The 17,421-nt window shown below is 64.9% G+C and carries 13 protein-coding genes and 2 pseudogenes; 8 read left to right on the top strand and 7 right to left on the bottom strand.

Going from position 1 to position 17,421, the window contains the following annotated elements; genetic code table 11:
• Positions 1-61 precede the first annotated feature (61 nt).
• Positions 62-697 carry a DapH/DapD/GlmU-related protein gene (locus tag ACVW16_RS17205; protein ID WP_456736874.1) on the bottom strand — a complete coding sequence of 212 codons (636 nt, stop codon included), beginning with the start codon at positions 695-697 and terminating at the stop codon, positions 62-64.
• 27 nt (positions 698-724) lie between these two features.
• Complete coding sequence (gene leuB, locus ACVW16_RS17210) at positions 725-1,837, bottom strand: 3-isopropylmalate dehydrogenase (RefSeq protein WP_456700333.1); 1,113 nt, start codon at positions 1,835-1,837, stop codon at positions 725-727.
• 131 nt (positions 1,838-1,968) lie between these two features.
• On the opposite strand from leuB, the gene ACVW16_RS17215 reads away from it, so the two are divergent.
• Positions 1,969-3,171 carry a YbfB/YjiJ family MFS transporter gene (locus ACVW16_RS17215; protein WP_456736873.1) on the top strand — a complete coding sequence of 401 codons (1,203 nt, stop codon included), beginning with the start codon at positions 1,969-1,971 and terminating at the stop codon, positions 3,169-3,171.
• A 19-nt stretch (positions 3,172-3,190) separates the two neighbouring features.
• On the opposite strand, the gene ACVW16_RS17220 is transcribed toward ACVW16_RS17215, so the two are convergent.
• From ACVW16_RS17220 to ACVW16_RS17235, 4 genes are all read right to left on the bottom strand, one after another.
• Complete coding sequence (locus ACVW16_RS17220) at positions 3,191-3,973, bottom strand: molybdopterin-binding protein (protein ID WP_456736872.1); 783 nt, start codon at positions 3,971-3,973, stop codon at positions 3,191-3,193.
• A gap of 10 nt (positions 3,974-3,983) precedes the next feature.
• Positions 3,984-4,613 (bottom strand): cytochrome b/b6 domain-containing protein, encoded by a 630-nt coding sequence (locus ACVW16_RS17225; protein ID WP_456736871.1) that lies wholly within the window; start codon positions 4,611-4,613, stop codon positions 3,984-3,986.
• Between the two features lie 174 nt (positions 4,614-4,787).
• Entirely contained in the window at positions 4,788-5,342 is a 555-nt protein-coding gene (locus tag ACVW16_RS17230; protein WP_456802375.1) for a fasciclin domain-containing protein, read from the bottom strand.
• Positions 5,343-5,672: 330 nt separating this feature from the next.
• Positions 5,673-6,434: an SDR family oxidoreductase gene (locus ACVW16_RS17235; RefSeq protein WP_456736869.1), complete on the bottom strand. Its 762-nt coding sequence runs from the start codon at positions 6,432-6,434 to the stop codon at positions 5,673-5,675.
• 94 nt (positions 6,435-6,528) lie between these two features.
• On the opposite strand from ACVW16_RS17235, the gene ACVW16_RS17240 reads away from it, so the two are divergent.
• A complete protein-coding gene (locus tag ACVW16_RS17240; RefSeq protein WP_456736868.1) occupies positions 6,529-8,058 on the top strand; it encodes a malonate--CoA ligase in 1,530 nt (509 codons plus the stop codon).
• Positions 8,059-8,176: 118 nt separating this feature from the next.
• Here ACVW16_RS17240 and ACVW16_RS17245 read toward each other — a convergent pair whose 3' ends face one another.
• On the bottom strand, positions 8,177-9,037 hold the full coding sequence (locus ACVW16_RS17245; protein ID WP_456736867.1) for a sulfite exporter TauE/SafE family protein: 861 nt from the start codon (positions 9,035-9,037) through the stop codon (positions 8,177-8,179).
• Positions 9,038-9,507: 470 nt separating this feature from the next.
• Here ACVW16_RS17245 and sdhC point away from each other — a divergent pair, with 470 nt between their 5' ends.
• The 6 genes and pseudogenes from sdhC to ACVW16_RS17275 all read left to right on the top strand — a co-directional run bounded on the left by sdhC (position 9,508) and on the right by ACVW16_RS17275 (position 17,395).
• Positions 9,508-9,906: a succinate dehydrogenase, cytochrome b556 subunit gene (gene sdhC, locus ACVW16_RS17250; protein WP_456700341.1), complete on the top strand. Its 399-nt coding sequence runs from the start codon at positions 9,508-9,510 to the stop codon at positions 9,904-9,906.
• Positions 9,903-10,312 (top strand): annotated as a pseudogene (sdhD, locus tag ACVW16_RS17255) (succinate dehydrogenase, hydrophobic membrane anchor protein). The gene sdhC and the pseudogene sdhD overlap by 4 nt, the downstream one beginning before the upstream one ends.
• A 3-nt stretch (positions 10,313-10,315) precedes the next feature.
• A complete protein-coding gene (sdhA, locus tag ACVW16_RS17260) occupies positions 10,316-12,151 on the top strand; it encodes a succinate dehydrogenase flavoprotein subunit (protein WP_456700343.1) in 1,836 nt (611 codons plus the stop codon).
• Positions 12,152-12,270: 119 nt separating this feature from the next.
• Positions 12,271-13,054 (top strand): annotated as a pseudogene (locus ACVW16_RS17265) (succinate dehydrogenase iron-sulfur subunit).
• Between the two features lie 188 nt (positions 13,055-13,242).
• Positions 13,243-15,396: an ATP-binding protein gene (locus ACVW16_RS17270; protein ID WP_456736865.1), complete on the top strand. Its 2,154-nt coding sequence runs from the start codon at positions 13,243-13,245 to the stop codon at positions 15,394-15,396.
• Between the two features lie 40 nt (positions 15,397-15,436).
• On the top strand, positions 15,437-17,395 hold the full coding sequence (locus ACVW16_RS17275; protein ID WP_456700345.1) for an ABC transporter ATP-binding protein/permease: 1,959 nt from the start codon (positions 15,437-15,439) through the stop codon (positions 17,393-17,395).
• Positions 17,396-17,421: the final 26 nt, after the last annotated feature.

Here is a 17,421-nt window from a genome sequence, read left to right on the forward strand (position 1 = left end):
ACGACCGAATCAAAGGGCCGGGCTCATGCCCGGCCTTTTTGTTCTGGCAGGTGCGTCCGCTTTACGAATTAGCCGCCGGGTCGTAGCGCCGGCAAAACTCTTCGATCGCCTCGGAACGGAAATCCGCAAGGCGCGCGAAGATGAGATCATCTGGCCAATCCCACCAGGCGATGCGGCGCAGGCTTTCCGCGACAGAATCATCGAAGCGCCTGCGGATGAGGCGCGCGGGAACGCCGCCGACAATGGTGTAGGGCGCGACATCGCGACTGACGACCGCGCCCGCGCCGACGACCGCGCCGTCGCCGACCGTGACGCCCGGCAGCAGGATCGCGCCATGGCCGATCCAGACGTCATGGCCGACGATGACGCGGTCGCCGCGGCGATCGGCGAAGAAGTCGCGGTCGCGGCTCGCGCTCGCCTCGTAATATTCGGGGACGTAGGTGAAGCGATGCTGCGACGGACGGCCCATCGGATGATTGGGCGCGCCGATCCGCACCGAATTGGCGATGGCGGTGAACTTGCCGATGACAGCGTCGGCGACATCGCAGTTTTCGCCGAGATAGGAGTAGTCGCCGAGCGAGGCATATTCGATGCGCGTGTTGGCGAGAATCTCGCAGCGCCGCCCGATGTGCGCCTCGCGCTGGCGCACCGTCTCATGGATGATGGTTTCCGCGATCTTGGGGCGGGGTGAGTCCATGAGACGGTTTCCAGGAAGACCGTAGCCTTACGCGTGCAGCTTCTGCAATTCCTTCAGGATCGCTTCGCCCATCTGCGTGGTCGAGGCGGCCGTGGTGCCTTCCGACTTGATGTCGGCGGTGCGCAGGCCACTGGCGAGCACCGCAGCGATCGCGGCATCCACCTTGTCGGCAAGATCGCCCATGTCGAAGGAATAGCGCAGCGCCATGCCGAAGGACGAGATCATCGCGATCGGATTGGCGAGGCCCTTGCCGGCAATGTCGGGCGCCGAACCGTGCACGGGCTCGTACAGCGCCTTGCGCTTCTTGCTCTTCACGTCGACCTCGCCGAGCGAGGCCGAGGGCAGCATGCCGAGCGAGCCCGTCAGCATGGCCGCGATGTCGGACAGCATGTCACCGAAGAGATTGTCGGTGACGATGACGTCGAACTGCTTCGGCCACTTCACCAGCATCATGCCGCCGGAGTCGGCGAGCTGGTGCTCGAGCGTGACATCGGCATATTCGCGCTTGTGAAGCGCGGTCATGACCTCGTTCCAGAGCACGCCCGACTTCATGACGTTGCGCTTCTCCATCGACGTCACCTTGTTCTTGCGCTTCCTGGCAAGCTCGAAGGCGACGCGGCCGATGCGCTCGATCTCATAGGTGTCGTAGACCTGGGTATCGACGGCGCGCTTCTGGCCGTTGCCGAGATCGGTGATGGTCTTGGGCTCGCCGAAATAGACGCCACCGGTGAGCTCGCGCACGATGACGATGTCGAGGCCCTCGATCGCCTCGCGCTTCAGGCTCGAGGCATCGGCCAGCGCCGGATAGCACATGGCCGGGCGGAGGTTGGCGAACAAAGCGAGATCCTTGCGCAGCCGCAGCAGGCCGGCTTCCGGGCGCACCTCGTAGGGGACGGCATCCCATTTGGGGCCACCGACCGCGCCGAAGATGACGGCATCGGCGGCCAGCGCCTTGGCCATGTCGCCTTCGGAGATCGACACCTTGTGGGCGTCATAGGCCGAACCGCCGACCAGGCCGGTATCGGTCTCGAACTTGGCGATCCCGGCCGAATTGAGCCAATCGATCAGCCGCCTCACCTCGCCCATCACCTCGGGGCCGATACCGTCGCCGGGGAGCAGCAGCAGTTTGTGGGTCGCCATATCAGTTTCCTCTGAGATCGAATTCGGCCGGAGTGCTAGAGCGGCGTTGCGCGCTTGGCAAGACACCATTGCCGCCGCGCGGCTTGCAAGGAGGGCAGGGCCTGCCACACTGGGCGACGCCGGAGTATCCTTTGCTCGCCCCTGATCGACCCCCGCCCGTCGCGCACCCCGCGCGGCTGATCCTGACCCTGTCGCTGGCCGCAACCGTCGGGCTCGGCATCGGCCGTTTTGCCTATGCGCTGGTGCTGCCTGACATGCGGGAGGATCTCGGCTGGTCCTACTCCGCAGCCGGCTTCATGAACACCATCAACGCCGTCGGCTACCTCGTCGGTGCGCTCCTGGCGTCCCGGCTGATCCAGCGCGTCGGCTGGTCGGCGGCGATCCGCTTGGGAACATTGGCCTGCGTCGCCGCGCTCGCCACCTGTGCGCTGACGGGGAATTTCGTCGCGCTGAGCCTCGCCCGTCTCGTGCTGGGCCTCGGCGCGGCGGCCGGCTTCGTCGCCGGCGGCGCGCTGGCCGCCGCAATCGCGCAGTCGCGCCCCGAACGCGCCAATTTCCTGCTGAGCCTGTTTTATGCCGGACCGGGCATCGGCATCCTTTCCTCCGGGCTCATCGCGCCGTTCACGCTGCAGCATTTCGGCCCGGGCTCGTGGTGGATCGTGTGGTGGGCGATGACGCTGCTGTCGGCCGCGATGACCGTGCCGCTGTTCCTGGTCCGGATCGAGAGCGGCGCGCGCTTTTCGGAAGGCGGCCAGGCCGCCTTCGCCGTGCTTCCCGTGCTGATTTATCTGGCCGCCTATTTCCTGTTCGGCGCCGGCTACATCGCCTACATGACCTTCATGATCGCCTATGTCCGCGACGGCGGCGGCGGCGCGCAGGCACAAGCCGCATTCTGGGGCCTGATCGGCATGAGCGCCTTCGTGACGCCCTGGGCCTGGCGCCGCGTGCTCGCGCTCGACCGCGGCGGCCTCGCCACCGCGATCATCCTCGGCACCAACGCCATCGGCGCCGGCCTGCCGATGCTCGGCCATTCGACGGGCTGGCTCGCGGTCTCGGCGGTGGTGTTCGGCGTCGCCTTCTTCGCCGTGGTCGGCTCGACCACCGCCTTCGTGCGCTTCAACTATCCGCCGCAGATGTGGCCGACCGCGATCGCGGCCATGACGATCGCGTTCGGTGTCGGGCAGACGCTGGGGCCGATCGTGGTCGGCGCGATCACGGATGCGCTGGGAAACCTGAGCTACGCGCTCAATGTGTCGGCGGCGCTGCTGGCGCTGGGGGCGGTGCTGGCGTTGTGCCAGCGGAAGGTGGGGCCGAAGGCGGCGAATGGGAAATAGCGACTCCCTACTCGCCGTATCAACTCCCGCTGTACGAATTATACCCCTGGTCTTCCCAATACCCGCCCTTGTAGTCGTTGGTGACTTCCATCGAGATCACGTATTTCGGGTTCTTGAAGCCGAGTTTCGTGGGCACGCGGATCTTCATCGGGAAGCCGTAGGCGCGCGGCAGAATCTCGTTCGCATATTTGAACGTCATCTGCGTCTGCGGATGCAGCGCGGTGCGCATGTCCAAAGGTGAATTGTAGCCGTCCTTGTCGGCGCACTGGAACCAGACATATTTCGCCCGGGTGTCGGCGCCGACGAGCTTGAGGAAATCGCGCAACGGCGTGCCGGTCCAGCTGCCGATCGCGCTCCAGCCTTCGACACAGATGTGACGCGTGATTTGCGTGACCTGCGGCAGCTTGTAGAGCTCCTGAAGCGTCCACGATTTCTTGACGTCGACGAGGCCGCGCACCTCGAGCTTCCAGTCGTCGCCATCGACGTCGGGCGCGTCATCGAGATCGTAATAGGCGTTGAACGGGAACGGCTTCGTGATCGCGCTCTCGGGAAATGTCGGCGCCAGCGCATCGGGGTTGAAGATGAAATCCTGCACGGCGTCGTTGAATTTCGAGATCCTGGTCAGCAGGGCATCGGCCGAGGACGAATCGACCACGTCACAGCCGGTGAGCAGCGTCAGCGCCCCTAAGCTGGCGCCGCCCGCGATGAAGCGGCGGCGGGTGAGATCAGGCATCACCTTGAGGGAGTCCTTGATCAGCAGCCGCTTGTCGACGCCGGGGATCAGGAATGAACGTTTGGCCATGTCTCTCTCCTCAGCGACCGATGATCATCGCGCGCAAGCTCTTCGGCACCAACAGCGCGAGCAACACATGAACGACGAGGAAGGCGCAGATCGCGGCCATGCAGAAGAAATGCACGTAACGCGCGGTCGGATAATCGCCGAACAATGTCACCAGCCAATGCAACTGCACCGGTTTCCACATCGACAGGCCCGACAGCACGATCAGCACGCCGACAACGATGATGCCGGCATAGAGCGTCCGCTGCACGTAATTGTAGACGCTGAGATCGTCATGGCCGAGCTTGAAGGTCAGGGCCGCCCTGACGTCGCCAAGCACGCCCGAGGGCGTGATCGGCAGCAGCTTCTTGGCGAAGCGGCCGGATGCGAAACCCGTGACGAGATACGCGAGGCCGTTGATCATCAACAGCCACATCGCCGCAAAATGCCAAAGCAGGGCGCCGCCGAGCCAGCCACCCAGCGTGTACTCGCGCGGAAAGCTGAAACCGAACAGCGGCGAGGCATTGTAGATCTGCCAGCCGGAGAGGATCATCAGGATCATGGCAAATGCATTGGTCCAGTGCATGACCCGGACCCAGACCGGCTGGATCACCTTGGCCTTGGCGGCGCTGACCTGCTCGTCGGTCACTGTGAGGCTCGACATGATGGTTCCGTGCTGAACATCGTCTGCTACCGAATATACGCCGATGCTTCCGCTTTCGTTACGCCGGCCGGCCAACCGAATCGCCGGGCATTCCGGTCACAATAAAGCGAGCCGGGTCTCCCCGGCTCGCTGTTTCGCCGCATCCTCCGGGGGATGAAACAGAGGTATCCGGTGTTACGTCGCCGGCATCAGCACGGTATCGACCACATGGATCACGCCGTTCGACTGGTTGACGTTGGAGATCGTCACCATCGAGGTGCCGCCCTTGGCGTCGACGATCCAGACCTTGCCGCCCTGCTTCTTGACGGTGAGTTCCTCGCCCTCGGCCGTCTTCAGCTTCTTGCCGTCGGTGAGGTCGGAGGCCTCCAGCTTGCCGGGCACGACATGATAGGTGAGGATCTTGGTCAGGGTCGCCTTGTTCTCGGGCTTGACCAGGGTGTCGACGGTGCCGGCCGGCAGCTTGCCGAAGGCGGCGTTGGTCGGCGCGAACACCGTGAACGGGCCCTTGCCTTCGAGCGTCGGCACCAGGCCGGCCGCTTTCACGGCCGCCACCAGCGTGGTGTGGTCCTTCGAATTGACGGCGTTCTGGACGATGTTCTTCGAGGGGAACATCGCGGCGCCGCCGACCATGACGGTCTTTTCCTCGGCCCGGGCGGGCGCGATGACAGCAGCGGTGACGGCCAGCGCGCTGAAGGCAGCGGCGGTGAGATAGGCAATGCGCTTCGACATGGAGACACTCCCGATTGAATGGTGACCGGCAATGGCCGGCGCTTGAGTTGGGGCAACAACGGTGGCTGCGACCTGCTGTGAGCGGGAAGAAGCCGCGCCGTCGTTGGCCGAACTACGGGAGGTTTGCGATGCGGTTTCGAACAAAAATTCTTTGTGATGCGTGAAACTGTGCGGCGGCGTGTCCGTATGGTGGATCCACCGTCATTGCGAGGAGCTCGCGACAAGATTGCGCAGCAATTTTGCGCAGATGCGACGAAGCAATCCAGACCGTCTCCGCACAGTTCTGGATTGCTTCGCTTCGCTCGCAACGACGAACTCGGCTGCGACCGCTCAATCCCTGTTGTTCGGCGTCTGAATAAACCCGCGATTATGCGTCGGGCTGATCAGGAGCTCGTTGATGCAGACGCGCGGCGGCATGCTGGCGATGAATGCGATGGTGCGACCGAGGTCCTCGGATTGCAGCATCTTCGCCTGCTCCTCCTCGCTCGGCACCACCGGCCGCAGCTTCAGGATCGGCGTGGCGACCTCGCCCGGCATCAGGCAGCAGGCGCGCAGGCCGTTGACGCATTCGTCCATGTTGAAGGAATGGGTCAGCGCCAGCACCGCGTGCTTGGTGGTGGTGTAGGCCGGGCCCGGCATCTTCGAGACGTGGCGGCCGGCCCAGGACGAGACGTTGATGATCGAGCCGTCCTGCTGCTTGCGCATCGTCGGCAGCACCGCGCGCATGCAATAGAGCACGCCGTTGAGATTGACCTGGACGAGCTTGTCCCAGCCCTCCAGTTCCATGTCCTCCCAGCTGCGCCTCGGCACGTTGATGCCGGCATTGTTCACAAGCAGATCGATCCGGCCATGCTTCGCGACGATGTGATCGGCCGCCTTCTGGGCCGCGGCCGCATCGGACACATCCAGCGCCAGCGCCTCGGCCACTCCGCCCGCCCCGGCGATCTTCGCGACCACCGCATCCAGGGCTGACTGCCGGCGGCCGGACACCACCACCGTCCAGCCGTCGGCCGCGAGCGCCGCGGCGCCGGCCTCCCCGATCCCGCTGCCGCCGCCCGTAACCCAGGCCACGCGTTTCCCTGATCTGGTCATGCAAACTGTCTCCGTTGCTTCATTGGGGCGGTTTTTGCTAATCCAGCCCTCGGTTTTGACCGGCCTTGTTGCCTTGCGGTCGAGGAAATCTTGCATGAACCAAGCAGCCAACGCCAACCTGTTTTCCCGCCTGTTCGACGGCCTGGACGACCCCAAACGCCTCGCCATCGAGACGCAGGACGGCGCCCGTATCAGCTATGGCGATCTGATCGCGCGGGCCGGCCAGATGGCGAATGTGCTGGTCACGCGCGGCGTGAAGCCCGGCGATCGCGTCGCGGTGCAGGTGGAAAAATCCGTGGCGAACATCGTGCTCTATCTCGCCACGGTCAGGGCCGGCGCGGTCTATCTGCCGCTGAACACGGCCTATACGCTGAACGAGCTCGATTACTTCATCGGCGATGCCGAACCGTCGCTGGTGGTCTGCGATCCCGCCAAGGCCGAGGGCCTCGCTCCGATCGCCGCCAAGGTGAAGGCCAAGGTCGAGACGCTCGGGGCCGACGGCAAGGGTTCGCTGACGGAAGCAGCCGACAAGGCGAGCAGCGAATTTGCGACCGTCTCGCGCGCCAACGACGATCTCGCCGCGATCCTCTACACCTCAGGCACCACCGGCCGCTCCAAGGGCGCGATGCTGACGCATGATAACCTCGCGTCGAACTCGCTCTCGCTGGTCGGCTACTGGCGCTTCACCGACGAGGACGTGCTGATCCACGCGCTGCCGATCTACCATACCCACGGCCTGTTCGTGGCGACCAACGTGACGCTGTTTTCGCGCGCGTCGATGATCTTCCTGCCGAAGCTCGATCCGGACCTGATCATCAAATTGATGGCGCGCGCCACTGTGCTGATGGGCGTCCCGACCTTCTACACGCGACTGCTTCAGAACCCTGCGCTGTCGCGCGAAACCACGAAGCACATGCGCCTGTTCATCTCCGGCTCGGCGCCGCTGCTGGCCGAGACCCATCGCGAATGGTCGGCGCGCACCGGCCACGCCGTGCTCGAGCGCTACGGCATGACCGAGACCAACATGAACACGTCGAACCCCTATGACGGCGAGCGCGTGCCCGGCGCGGTCGGCTTCCCGCTGCCCGGCGTCTCGTTGCGCGTCACCGAGCCCGAGACCGGCAAGGAATTGCCGCGGGAGGAGATCGGCATGATCGAGGTGAAGGGCCCGAACGTGTTCAAGGGCTATTGGCGCATGCCCGAGAAGACCAAATCGGAATTCCGGCCCGACGGCTTCTTCATCACCGGCGACCTCGGCAAGATCGACGACAAGGGCTATGTCCACATTTTGGGTCGCGGCAAGGATCTGGTGATATCAGGCGGATTCAACGTGTATCCGAAGGAGATCGAGAGCGAGATCGACGCCATGCCCGGCGTGGTCGAATCCGCCGTGATCGGCGTGCCCCATGCCGACTTCGGCGAAGGCGTCACGGCCGTGCTGGTCTGCAACAAGGGCGCCGACGTGACGGAGGCCGCCGTGCTGCAGGCACTCGACGGCCGGCTCGCAAAATTCAAGATGCCCAAGCGCGTCTTCGTCGTCGACGAGCTGCCGCGCAACACCATGGGCAAGGTGCAGAAGAACATTCTGCGCGATAAGTACAAGGATATTTACGCGAACAAGTGAGGGCGGAGCATGCAATCCGTAGGGTGGGTCAGCCGAAGGCGTAACCCACCGCTTTGATCTCCGCGGTGACAGAAGTGGTGGGTTACGCTGCGGCTAACCCACCCTACGATGCCAGCGTTTACTGCCCGCCCTCCAAACTCATCGCAAACCGGCTGCCGACGATAAACAGGTAGCACCCGAACGCGACTTCCAGCGTGCGCTTCGACATCGCATGCGCGGCTTTCACGCCGAGTGGCGCGGTGACGAGGCTCGTCGGCATCACCAGCACGGCGCCGATCAGGGAGACATAGCCGAGGGCGAACGGGATCTGCAGCGCTGCTACGGATGGATAGGTCGCCGCAGCCGGCCAGCCGGCATAGATGTAGCCAAGCGCGCCGGGGATGGAGATCAACACTGCCAGCGCCGACGAGGTCGCCACCGCCTGATGGATCGGGCGGCCATAGAAGGTCATGAGCAAGTTCGAGAACAGGCCGCCGCCGATGCCCATCAATGTCGAGAGGATGCCGACGCAAAAACCGTAAGCGCGCATCAAGGGGCCGTCGGACAGGTCGTCACCGAATTTCCACCCCTCGCGCGCGAGGATGAGGCGAGCTGCGGCGGAATACGCGACCGCGACGAACACGATCTTGAACAGCCGCTCCGGCGCGTAGCGCGCGACGACGCTCCCTGCGACGACGCCGATGATGATCGGCAGCCACCACACGCGCAGGATCGTCATGTCGACCGCGCCGCGCTTGTAATGCGCCTGGAACGAACGGATCGACGTCGGAATGATCACCGCGAGCGACGTTCCGACACACAGCGGCATGCGCACTTCGAGCGGCACGCCCGCGATACGAAAACATTCGTAAAACACCGGCACGAGAATCGCGCCGCCGCCGATGCCGAAGACGCCGGCCAGAAAACCGGACAGCGCACCTGTTGCGATCAGCAGCAGCGCGAGCTCGGCGATCTCCTTGATATCCAGACCTGCGATCACCCGACTGCCCCTCGTCGCGAGCGTTCCGATTCGTGCGTTCGGAATGAGCTGCTGTTTCGAGCCTTAGGCGATCCAGTTGGCGCGGTCGACACGCCGGACCGGCCGTCTGGGGTGGAGTGCAGGATGCGCATATGCTCCGGGCGGCGGGCCGAGCGATGACGAGCGCCAGGAACTGACTGGTTTGAACGACGGCAGCCGATCGGGCGCTCGGGGCCGTTCCACTAGTGATTTCAATGTCCCTCGACCGCCACAGAAAACCATGAATCTTTGTTCGCTACTTTAACGGTACGCCACCCAACTGGTATACCAACGCCCTGATTGGTCTTGGTTCATCAACGGCCTAGAGCTGAACGCCGGTTCGATTTATGGCGATTTGGTGATTGCGCAGGCCAAATCGACTCCGTAAATAGAGCCGACCTTTCGCGATCCCCGCGCGCGCCCTGCCGGGCCGCCATAGACACCAAAAGCCCATGACCGCACGGATCGAACGACCGCTTTCACCACACATGCAAGTCTACCGCTGGACCCTGACGATGGCGCTGTCCATCGTCCATCGCGCCACCGGTATCGCCCTCTACGTCGGAACCGTGCTGCTGGTCTGGTGGCTGGTCGCGGCGGCTTCGGGCCCGGCGGCCTACGCCAACGTGCAGGCCTTCACCGGGAGCATCATCGGCCGGCTGATCGTATTCGGCTACACTTGGGCGCTGATGCACCATATGTTGAGCGGCATCCGGCACTTCGTGTGGGACCTCGGCTACGGCTTCAAGGCCAATGAACGCGAAGCGCTGACCTGGGGCGCGCTGATCGGCGGCATCGCCCTGACGGTACTGGTCTGGATCATCGCCTACGCGATCGGAGGTGGACGATGAGCACAGCCGACACCCCGAAGCGCAGCATGCGCACCCCGCTCGGCCGCGTCCGTAGTCTCGGCGCCGCGCATTCGGGTACATCCGATTTCTGGCGCCAGCGCATCACCGCCGTCGCCATGACCCTGCTGATGATCCCGGTGCTGGTGATCATCATGATGTTGCTCGGCCGCAACCAGGCCGGCGCCGCGCAGATCCTCTCGTCGCTTCCCGTCGCCCTCATCCTGTTGCTCTTCATCGTCGCCAGCGCCTGGCACATGAAGATCGGCATGCAGGTCGTCTGGTGATCGAGGACTATGTCCATAACGAGAAGCTGAAGCTCATCTCGATCATGCTCAACAATTTCTTCTCGATCGCCGTGGCGCTCGCCTCGACCTATGCGATCCTGAAACTTTCATCGGGAGTGTAACCCATGGCCACCGAGACGAATGGCAAGGGCAACGACGCTCCCGCCACCAACGGCAAAGCCTATCCGATCGAAGACCATACCTACGACGTCGTCGTGGTCGGCGCCGGCGGCGCGGGCCTGCGCGCCGTCGTCGGCTGCAGCGAAGCCGGCCTTCGCACCGCCTGCATCACCAAGGTGTTTCCGACCCGCTCGCACACGGTCGCTGCGCAAGGCGGCATCTCGGCCTCGCTCGGCAACATGCACAAGGACGACTGGCGCTGGCACATGTACGACACCGTGAAGGGGTCGGACTGGCTCGGCGACCAGGACGCGATCGAATACATGGTGCGCAACGCGCCCGAGGCGGTCTACGAGCTCGAGCACTGGGGCGTGCCCTTCTCGCGCACCGAGGACGGCAAGATCTACCAGCGTCCGTTCGGCGGCATGACCATGGACTACGGCAAGGGCCAGGCGCAGCGCACCTGCGCCGCCGCCGACCGCACCGGTCACGCCATGCTGCACACGATGTACGGCCAATCGCTGCGTCACGCGGCCGAGTTCTTCATCGAGTTCTTCGCCATCGATTTGATCATGGACGACCAGGGCACCTGCCGCGGCGTCATCGCGCTCAAGCTCGACGACGGCACGCTGCACCGCTTCCGCGCCCAGACCGTCATTCTCGCCACCGGCGGCTACGGCCGTGCCTACGCCTCCTGCACCTCGGCGCACACCTGCACCGGTGACGGCGGCGGCATGGTGCTGCGCGCCGGCCTGCCGATGCAGGACATGGAGTTCGTGCAGTTCCATCCGACCGGCATCTACGGCTCGGGCTGCCTCGTCACCGAGGGAGCGCGCGGCGAGGGCGGCTATCTCGTCAACTCCGAGGGCGAGCGCTTCATGGAGCGCTACGCGCCGTCGGCGAAGGACCTCGCCTCGCGCGACGTCGTCTCGCGCGCGATGACCATCGAGATCCGCGAAGGCCGCGGCGTCGGCAAGAAGAAGGACCACATCTTCCTGCATCTCGACCATCTCGATCCCTCGGTGCTCGCCGAGCGCCTGCCCGGCATCTCCGAATCCGCAAAGATCTTCGCCAATGTCGACGTGACGCGCGAGCCGATCCCGATCGTGCCGACCGTGCATTACAACATGGGCGGCATTCCCACGAACTATCACGGCGAAGTGCTGACCAAGAAGGATGGCGACGACAATGCCATCATCCCCGGCCTGATGGCGATCGGTGAAGCGGCTTGCGTTTCCGTGCACGGCGCCAACCGCCTCGGCTCGAACTCGCTGATCGACCTCGTCGTGTTCGGCCGCGCCGCAGCGCTCCGTCTCGCCGAGAAGCTGACGCCGAACGCCAAGCAGCCCGAGCTGCCGGCGAACTCGGCCGACCTCGCGCTCGGCCGCCTCGATCATTATCGCTACGCCTCCGGCGGCACGCCGACCGCGAAGTTGCGTGAAGGCATGCAGCACGTGATGCAGAACAATTGCGCCGTGTTCCGCACCGGCGAGGTGCTGAGTGAGGGTCAGAACCTGATCGCGAAGGTCCACAGCGGAATTACCGACATCGCCGTGTCCGACCGATCGCTGGTATGGAACTCGGATCTCGTCGAAACGCTGGAGTTCGACAATCTGATCTCGCAGGCGGTGGTGACGATGAACTCGGCCGCCAACCGCACCGAGAGCCGCGGCGCCCATGCGCGCGAGGACTTCTCCGAGCGCGACGACAAGAACTGGATGAAGCACACGCTGGCCTGGCTCGACGACAACGGCAAGGTCAAGATCGAGTATCGCCCGGTTCACGACTACACCATGACCAACGACGTGCAGTACATCCCGCCCAAAGCTCGCGTCTACTAAGCGGCGCGCGTGTACTGAGCATTGCTTGTCGTTGCCGGCCTTGACCCGGCAATCCATCCCCCGAAGATGGATGCGCGGGTCAAGCCCGCGCATGACGGAAGAAACCAGAGGCAGGACTTATGGTTGAATTCGCACTTCCGAAGAACTCGAAAATCACCGGCGGCAAGACCTGGCCGAAGCCCGCGGGCGCGACCGACGTTCGCGAATTCCGCGTCTATCGCTGGAATCCCGACGACGGCAAGAATCCGAGCGTCGACACCTATTACGTCGACACCAATGATTGCGGTCCGATGGTGCTGGACGGCCTGATCTGGATCAAGAACCACATCGATCCGTCGCTGACCTTCCGCCGCTCCTGCCGCGAAGGCGTCTGCGGCTCCTGCGCCATGAACATCGACGGCCAGAACACGCTGGCCTGTACCCGCTCGATGCACGACGTGAAGGACGGCGCGGTGAAGATCAACCCGCTGCCGCACCAGCCGGTCGTGAAGGACCTGGTTCCCGACCTGACCAATTTCTACGCGCAATACGCCTCGGGTCGAGCCGTGGCTGAAGACGACCTCGCCGACGCCGCAGAAGGAATGGCGCCAGAGCCACGAGGACCGCGAGAAGCTCGACGGCCTCTACGAGTGCATCCTGTGCGCCTGCTGCTCGACCTCTTGCCCGAGCTATTGGTGGAACAGCGACCGCTATCTCGGCCCCGCCGCCCTGCTTCAGGCCAACCGCTGGGTGTCTGATTCGCGCGACGAGGCCACCGGCGAGCGGCTCGACAATCTCGAGGACCCGTTCCGGCTCTATCGCTGCCACACCATCATGAACTGCGCCAAGGCCTGCCCGAAGGGGCTGAACCCGGCCGAGGCCATCGCCGAGCTCAAGCTCAGGATGGTCGAGCGCCAGATCTAGGGCACTTTCTGTGCTATCGCCCCGGCCGGAAGGCCGGGGCGTGCTCCGAGCGGAACGATTTCAGGGAAAATTTTCCTCATCGCGCTGCACGCGCGAACCGGTGAACCACAACCTCCAGCTCCGCACAAGCCGCTTCCGTCCAGGCGCAAGATTCAAGTAAGCTCTCCGGTCAGGGGACCGGAGCGACCGTGCAGGGCGCACAACGCAACTCGCTGAGACTTCTGCAGTGGATGATGGCCGCATCCCTGGCGCTGCCGATTGCGCTGTTCGCGATTGCCTCCACGATCTCCTACAATTCGACGCTCGACATCGCCGACCGTGAGATCGAGCGCTCCCTCGATGTCGCTCATGAGCACGCGCTCAAGGTGTTCGAGACCATCGATCGGAGCCTCGCGGAGCTCAACGAGGTCGTGCGCGACCTTCCCGACGATGTCATCCGCGCGCGCGAGCCCGCGCTGCACGGGCGCCTGAAGCAGCTCACGGATTCGCTGCCGCAGCTCAAATCGGCCTGGATCTTCGATGCGGATGGAAAGGTGCTGGTCAACAGCCTGGTGTCGCCCCCGCCGCCGCAGAGCTTTGCCGACCGCGATTACTTCTACGCCCACATCGACCAGAGCATCGGCACTTTCATCGGCGCCTCGCTGACGCCACGGGCGCCTTACCAGGGCGCGCGCTTCTTCGGCGTGAGCCGGCGCCGCTCAACCGACGACGGCAGCTTCACCGGCGTCATCCAGGCCTCGGTGCTGCCGGAATATTTCGCGAGCTTTTACGCCAGGATCGGCGCCGATCCCGGCAGCTTCTTCGCGATGGGACGCACGGACGGCACGCTGCTGGCGCAATTCCCGCGGCTCGACCACGACTTCCGGCTCGATCCGAACGGCCCGGTCGGCCATGCCATCGCGGCCCATCCCGATCATGGGCTGATCACCATCGCCTGGCCATCGGACGGGATCGAGCGGCGCATCGGCTACCGGCGCGTCGCCGAATATCCGATCTATGTCAGCGCCGGCCTCGAGACCTCGGCGATCCGCGCCCGCTGGCTAGGCACCATAAGCCAGCATCTGGTGTTCGGCGCGCCCGCCACCGCGCTGCTGTTCGTCCTGCTCGCCTTCGCTTTCCGGCGCACCCAGCATCTGCAGCTCGAGGCTGCCAAGCGGCGCGAGGTCGAGGAGGCGCTCAAGCACAGCCAGCGGCTGGAGGCGCTGGGCCAGCTCACCGGCGGCGTCGCGCACGATTTCAACAACCTCCTGACCGTGATCCGCGCGTCCGTCGACCTCCTGAACCGGCCGCAACTGAGCGAGGAGCGGCGGCAGCGCTACATCACCGCGATCGCCGACGCGGTCGCGCGCGCGGCCAAGCTGACCTCGCAGCTGTTGGCCTTTGCCCGCCGGCAGACCTTGAAGCCCGAAGTGTTCGATGCCGGCGAGCGCGTGCAATCGCTGCGCGACATGCTCACCACGCTGCTGGGACCTGCGATCGAGATCGTCACGCAGCTGCCGCCCGAGCCCTGCCTCGTCAATGCCGATGCCGGGCAGTTCGAGACTGCGATCATCAACATGGCGACCAACGCGCGCGACGCAATGCAGGGCAAGGGCCGCATCGTCTTCACGGTGCACGCGGCGACCAACCTTCCTGATGCGCTGGCGCACGTCTCCAGCAGCCAGATCTCGAACGATACCGGTTTCGTCTGCGTCGCCGTCAACGATAGCGGCATCGGCATCCCCGCCGCGCAACTGGGGCGCATTTTCGAGCCCTTTTTCACCACCAAACAGGTCGGCCAGGGCACCGGCCTCGGCCTGTCGCAGGTGTTCGGGTTCGCTCGGCAATCCGGCGGCGAGGTGACCGTCGCCAGCGAGGTCGGCCAGGGCAGCACCTTCTCGCTCTATCTGCCGCGCGTGCCCGCAGCTCTGCTGCCCCGCAGCGAGGCACCGACGACGGCGCCGGCCGTCGCCGGCAGCGGCATGTCGGTGCTGGTCGTCGAGGACAACATCGAGCTCGGCAATTTCGCCGCCGACGGGCTGACCGAGCTCGGCTACAGCATCACGCTGGTCGACAACGCCACCGACGCGCTCACTGAACTCGTCGGCGCCCCTGAAAGGTTCGACGTCGTGTTCTCCGATGTCGTCATGCCCGGGATGACCGGGCTCGATCTTGCGGAGGCGATCCGCGATCGCTGCATCGGCGTACCCATCGTGCTGACCACGGGCTATAGCCACGCTCTGTCCCAGGACGGTGTCGCCGGCTTCGAGCTCGTGCAAAAGCCTTATTCGATCGAGGAACTGTCGCGCGTTCTGCACCGTGCAGCACGGTTGAAGCGGGTGCGCGGGGGCGCCGCGGAGTGAGACCCGGGAACCCGAGGGAACCGGCTGGCGTTGTCCCCCCATGCAGAAGCCGGTCCGAAACAATGCGCAAGACAGGACGCCGCCCATCGTGGAGATCACCGGCGAGAACGGCGATGACATCGCTCCGCCCCCGCCGGAATTGCTGGAGCCGGATTCCGAGCTGAGCCCCGAAGAGGCCGAGCAGGCACGCAAGGACTATCTGCTCACCCGATTCTGGATCAGCGCGCGCGGCTTCTGGAGCCGCAAGGGCGACCGCCTCGCCTGGCCCTTCTCGATCGGCCTCGTGGTGCTCATCATCCTGACGGTCGGCTTCCAATACGGCGTCAATGTCTGGAACAGAGCGATCTTCGACGCCATCGAGAAGCGCGACGCGCCGACGGTCTTCCACCTCACGGCGCTGTTTTTCCCGCTCGCGATCGGCAGCATCATGCTCGGTGTGGTCCAGGTGTTTGCCCGGATGGGCATCCAGCGGCGCTGGCGCGCCTGGCTCACCAACAGCGTGCTGACGCGCTGGCTGACCAACGGACGCTACTACCAGCTCAACCTCGTCGGCGGCGACCACAACAATCCGGAATACCGGATCGCCGAAGACCTGCGCATCGCGACGGATTCGCCGGTCGATTTTCTTGCCGGCGTGACGTCGGCGTTGCTGTCGGCAGCGACCTTCATCGTCGTGCTCTGGACCATCGGCGGCGCGCTCACCGTAACGGTTGGCGGCTCCGCGATCACCATTCCCGGCTTCCTCGTGATCGCCGCGATACTCTATGCGGGCATCGCTTCGGGCTCGATCCTGGTGATCGGGCGTCAATTCGTGCAGGTCTCCGAGGACAAGAACCAGGCCGAAGCCGATTTCCGCTACACGCTGACGCGGGTGCGCGAGAATGGCGAGAGCATCGCGCTGCTCGGCGGCGAGGAGGAGGAGCGCGGCGGCATCGACCGCAACTTCACCGACGTCCTGCGGCAATGGGCGCGGCTCGCCGGCCAGCACATGCGCACCACGCTGGTGTCGCAGGGCTCGAGCCTCGTCGCACCTGTCGTGCCGCTGCTGCTCTGCGCGCCGAAATTCCTCGACGGCAGCATGAGCCTCGGACAGGTGATGCAGGCGGCCTCCGCCTTCACCATCGTGCAGAGCGCGTTCGGTTGGCTGGTCGACAATTACCCGCGACTTGCCGACTGGAACGCCTGCGCCCGCCGAATCGCGTCGCTGATGATGTCGCTCGACGGCCTCGAGCGCGCCGAGCAGGGTGACGGCCTGGGCCGCATCAAGCGCGGCGAGACCGCTAACGACGCCATGCTGGAGATGAAAGACCTTTCGGTCACGCTCGACGACGGCACCGCTGTCGTCGGCGAGACCGAGGTGGTGATCGAACCCGGCGAACGGCTGCTGGTGGCAGGCGAATCCGGCACCGGCAAGAGCACGCTGGTGCGCGCCATCGCAGGCCTGTGGCCATGGGGCGGCGGCAGCGTCAATTTTCATCCTGATCGGCGGCTGTTCATGCTGCCGCAGCGGCCTTACGTGCCCTCCGGCAGCCTGCGCCGCGCTGTCGCCTATCCCGGCGCCGAGGACGACTGGACCGTGGCGGAAATCGGCGAGGCGCTGCACAAGGTCGGCCTCGACCATCTCAAGGAAAAGATCGAGGAAGAGGGGCCCTGGGACCAGACGCTGTCGGGCGGCGAGAAGCAGCGTCTCGCCTTCGCGCGGCTGCTCCTGCACAGCCCTGATATCGTCGTGCTGGATGAGGCGACTTCCGCGCTCGACGAGAAGAGCCAGGACAAGATGATGAAGATGGTGACCGAACAGCTGCGAGAGGCCACCATCGTCAGCGTCGCCCACCGCGTCGAGCTCGAGGCGTTCCACAGCCGCAAGATCGTGCTGGAGCGCCGCAAGGGCGGCGCGAAGCTCGTCAGCGACATTGACCTGATCCCGCGCAAGGGCAAACGCAAGCTGCTGGGCCGCTTCCTGCGCCAGCGCAAGCCGGCGGCCAAAAAGGCGGCCTGAGCGCCGTTGGAGTCCCCGGCAAAACC

Source organism: Bradyrhizobium sp. USDA 4474, assembly GCF_054057515.1.

Coding starts and splice junctions, on each gene's coding strand:
- ACVW16_RS17205 (WP_456736874.1), bottom strand. CDS start 697: ATGGACTCACCCCGCCCCAAGATCGCGGAAACCATCATCCATGAGACG.
- leuB (WP_456700333.1), bottom strand. CDS start 1,837: ATGGCGACCCACAAACTGCTGCTGCTCCCCGGCGACGGTATCGGCCCC.
- ACVW16_RS17220 (WP_456736872.1), bottom strand. CDS start 3,973: ATGGCCAAACGTTCATTCCTGATCCCCGGCGTCGACAAGCGGCTGCTG.
- ACVW16_RS17225 (WP_456736871.1), bottom strand. CDS start 4,613: ATGTCGAGCCTCACAGTGACCGACGAGCAGGTCAGCGCCGCCAAGGCC.
- ACVW16_RS17230 (WP_456802375.1), bottom strand. CDS start 5,342: ATGTCGAAGCGCATTGCCTATCTCACCGCCGCTGCCTTCAGCGCGCTG.
- ACVW16_RS17235 (WP_456736869.1), bottom strand. CDS start 6,434: ATGACCAGATCAGGGAAACGCGTGGCCTGGGTTACGGGCGGCGGCAGC.
- ACVW16_RS17240 (WP_456736868.1), top strand. CDS start 6,529: ATGAACCAAGCAGCCAACGCCAACCTGTTTTCCCGCCTGTTCGACGGC.
- sdhC (WP_456700341.1), top strand. CDS start 9,508: ATGACCGCACGGATCGAACGACCGCTTTCACCACACATGCAAGTCTAC.
- sdhA (WP_456700343.1), top strand. CDS start 10,316: ATGGCCACCGAGACGAATGGCAAGGGCAACGACGCTCCCGCCACCAAC.
- ACVW16_RS17275 (WP_456700345.1), top strand. CDS start 15,437: ATGCAGAAGCCGGTCCGAAACAATGCGCAAGACAGGACGCCGCCCATC.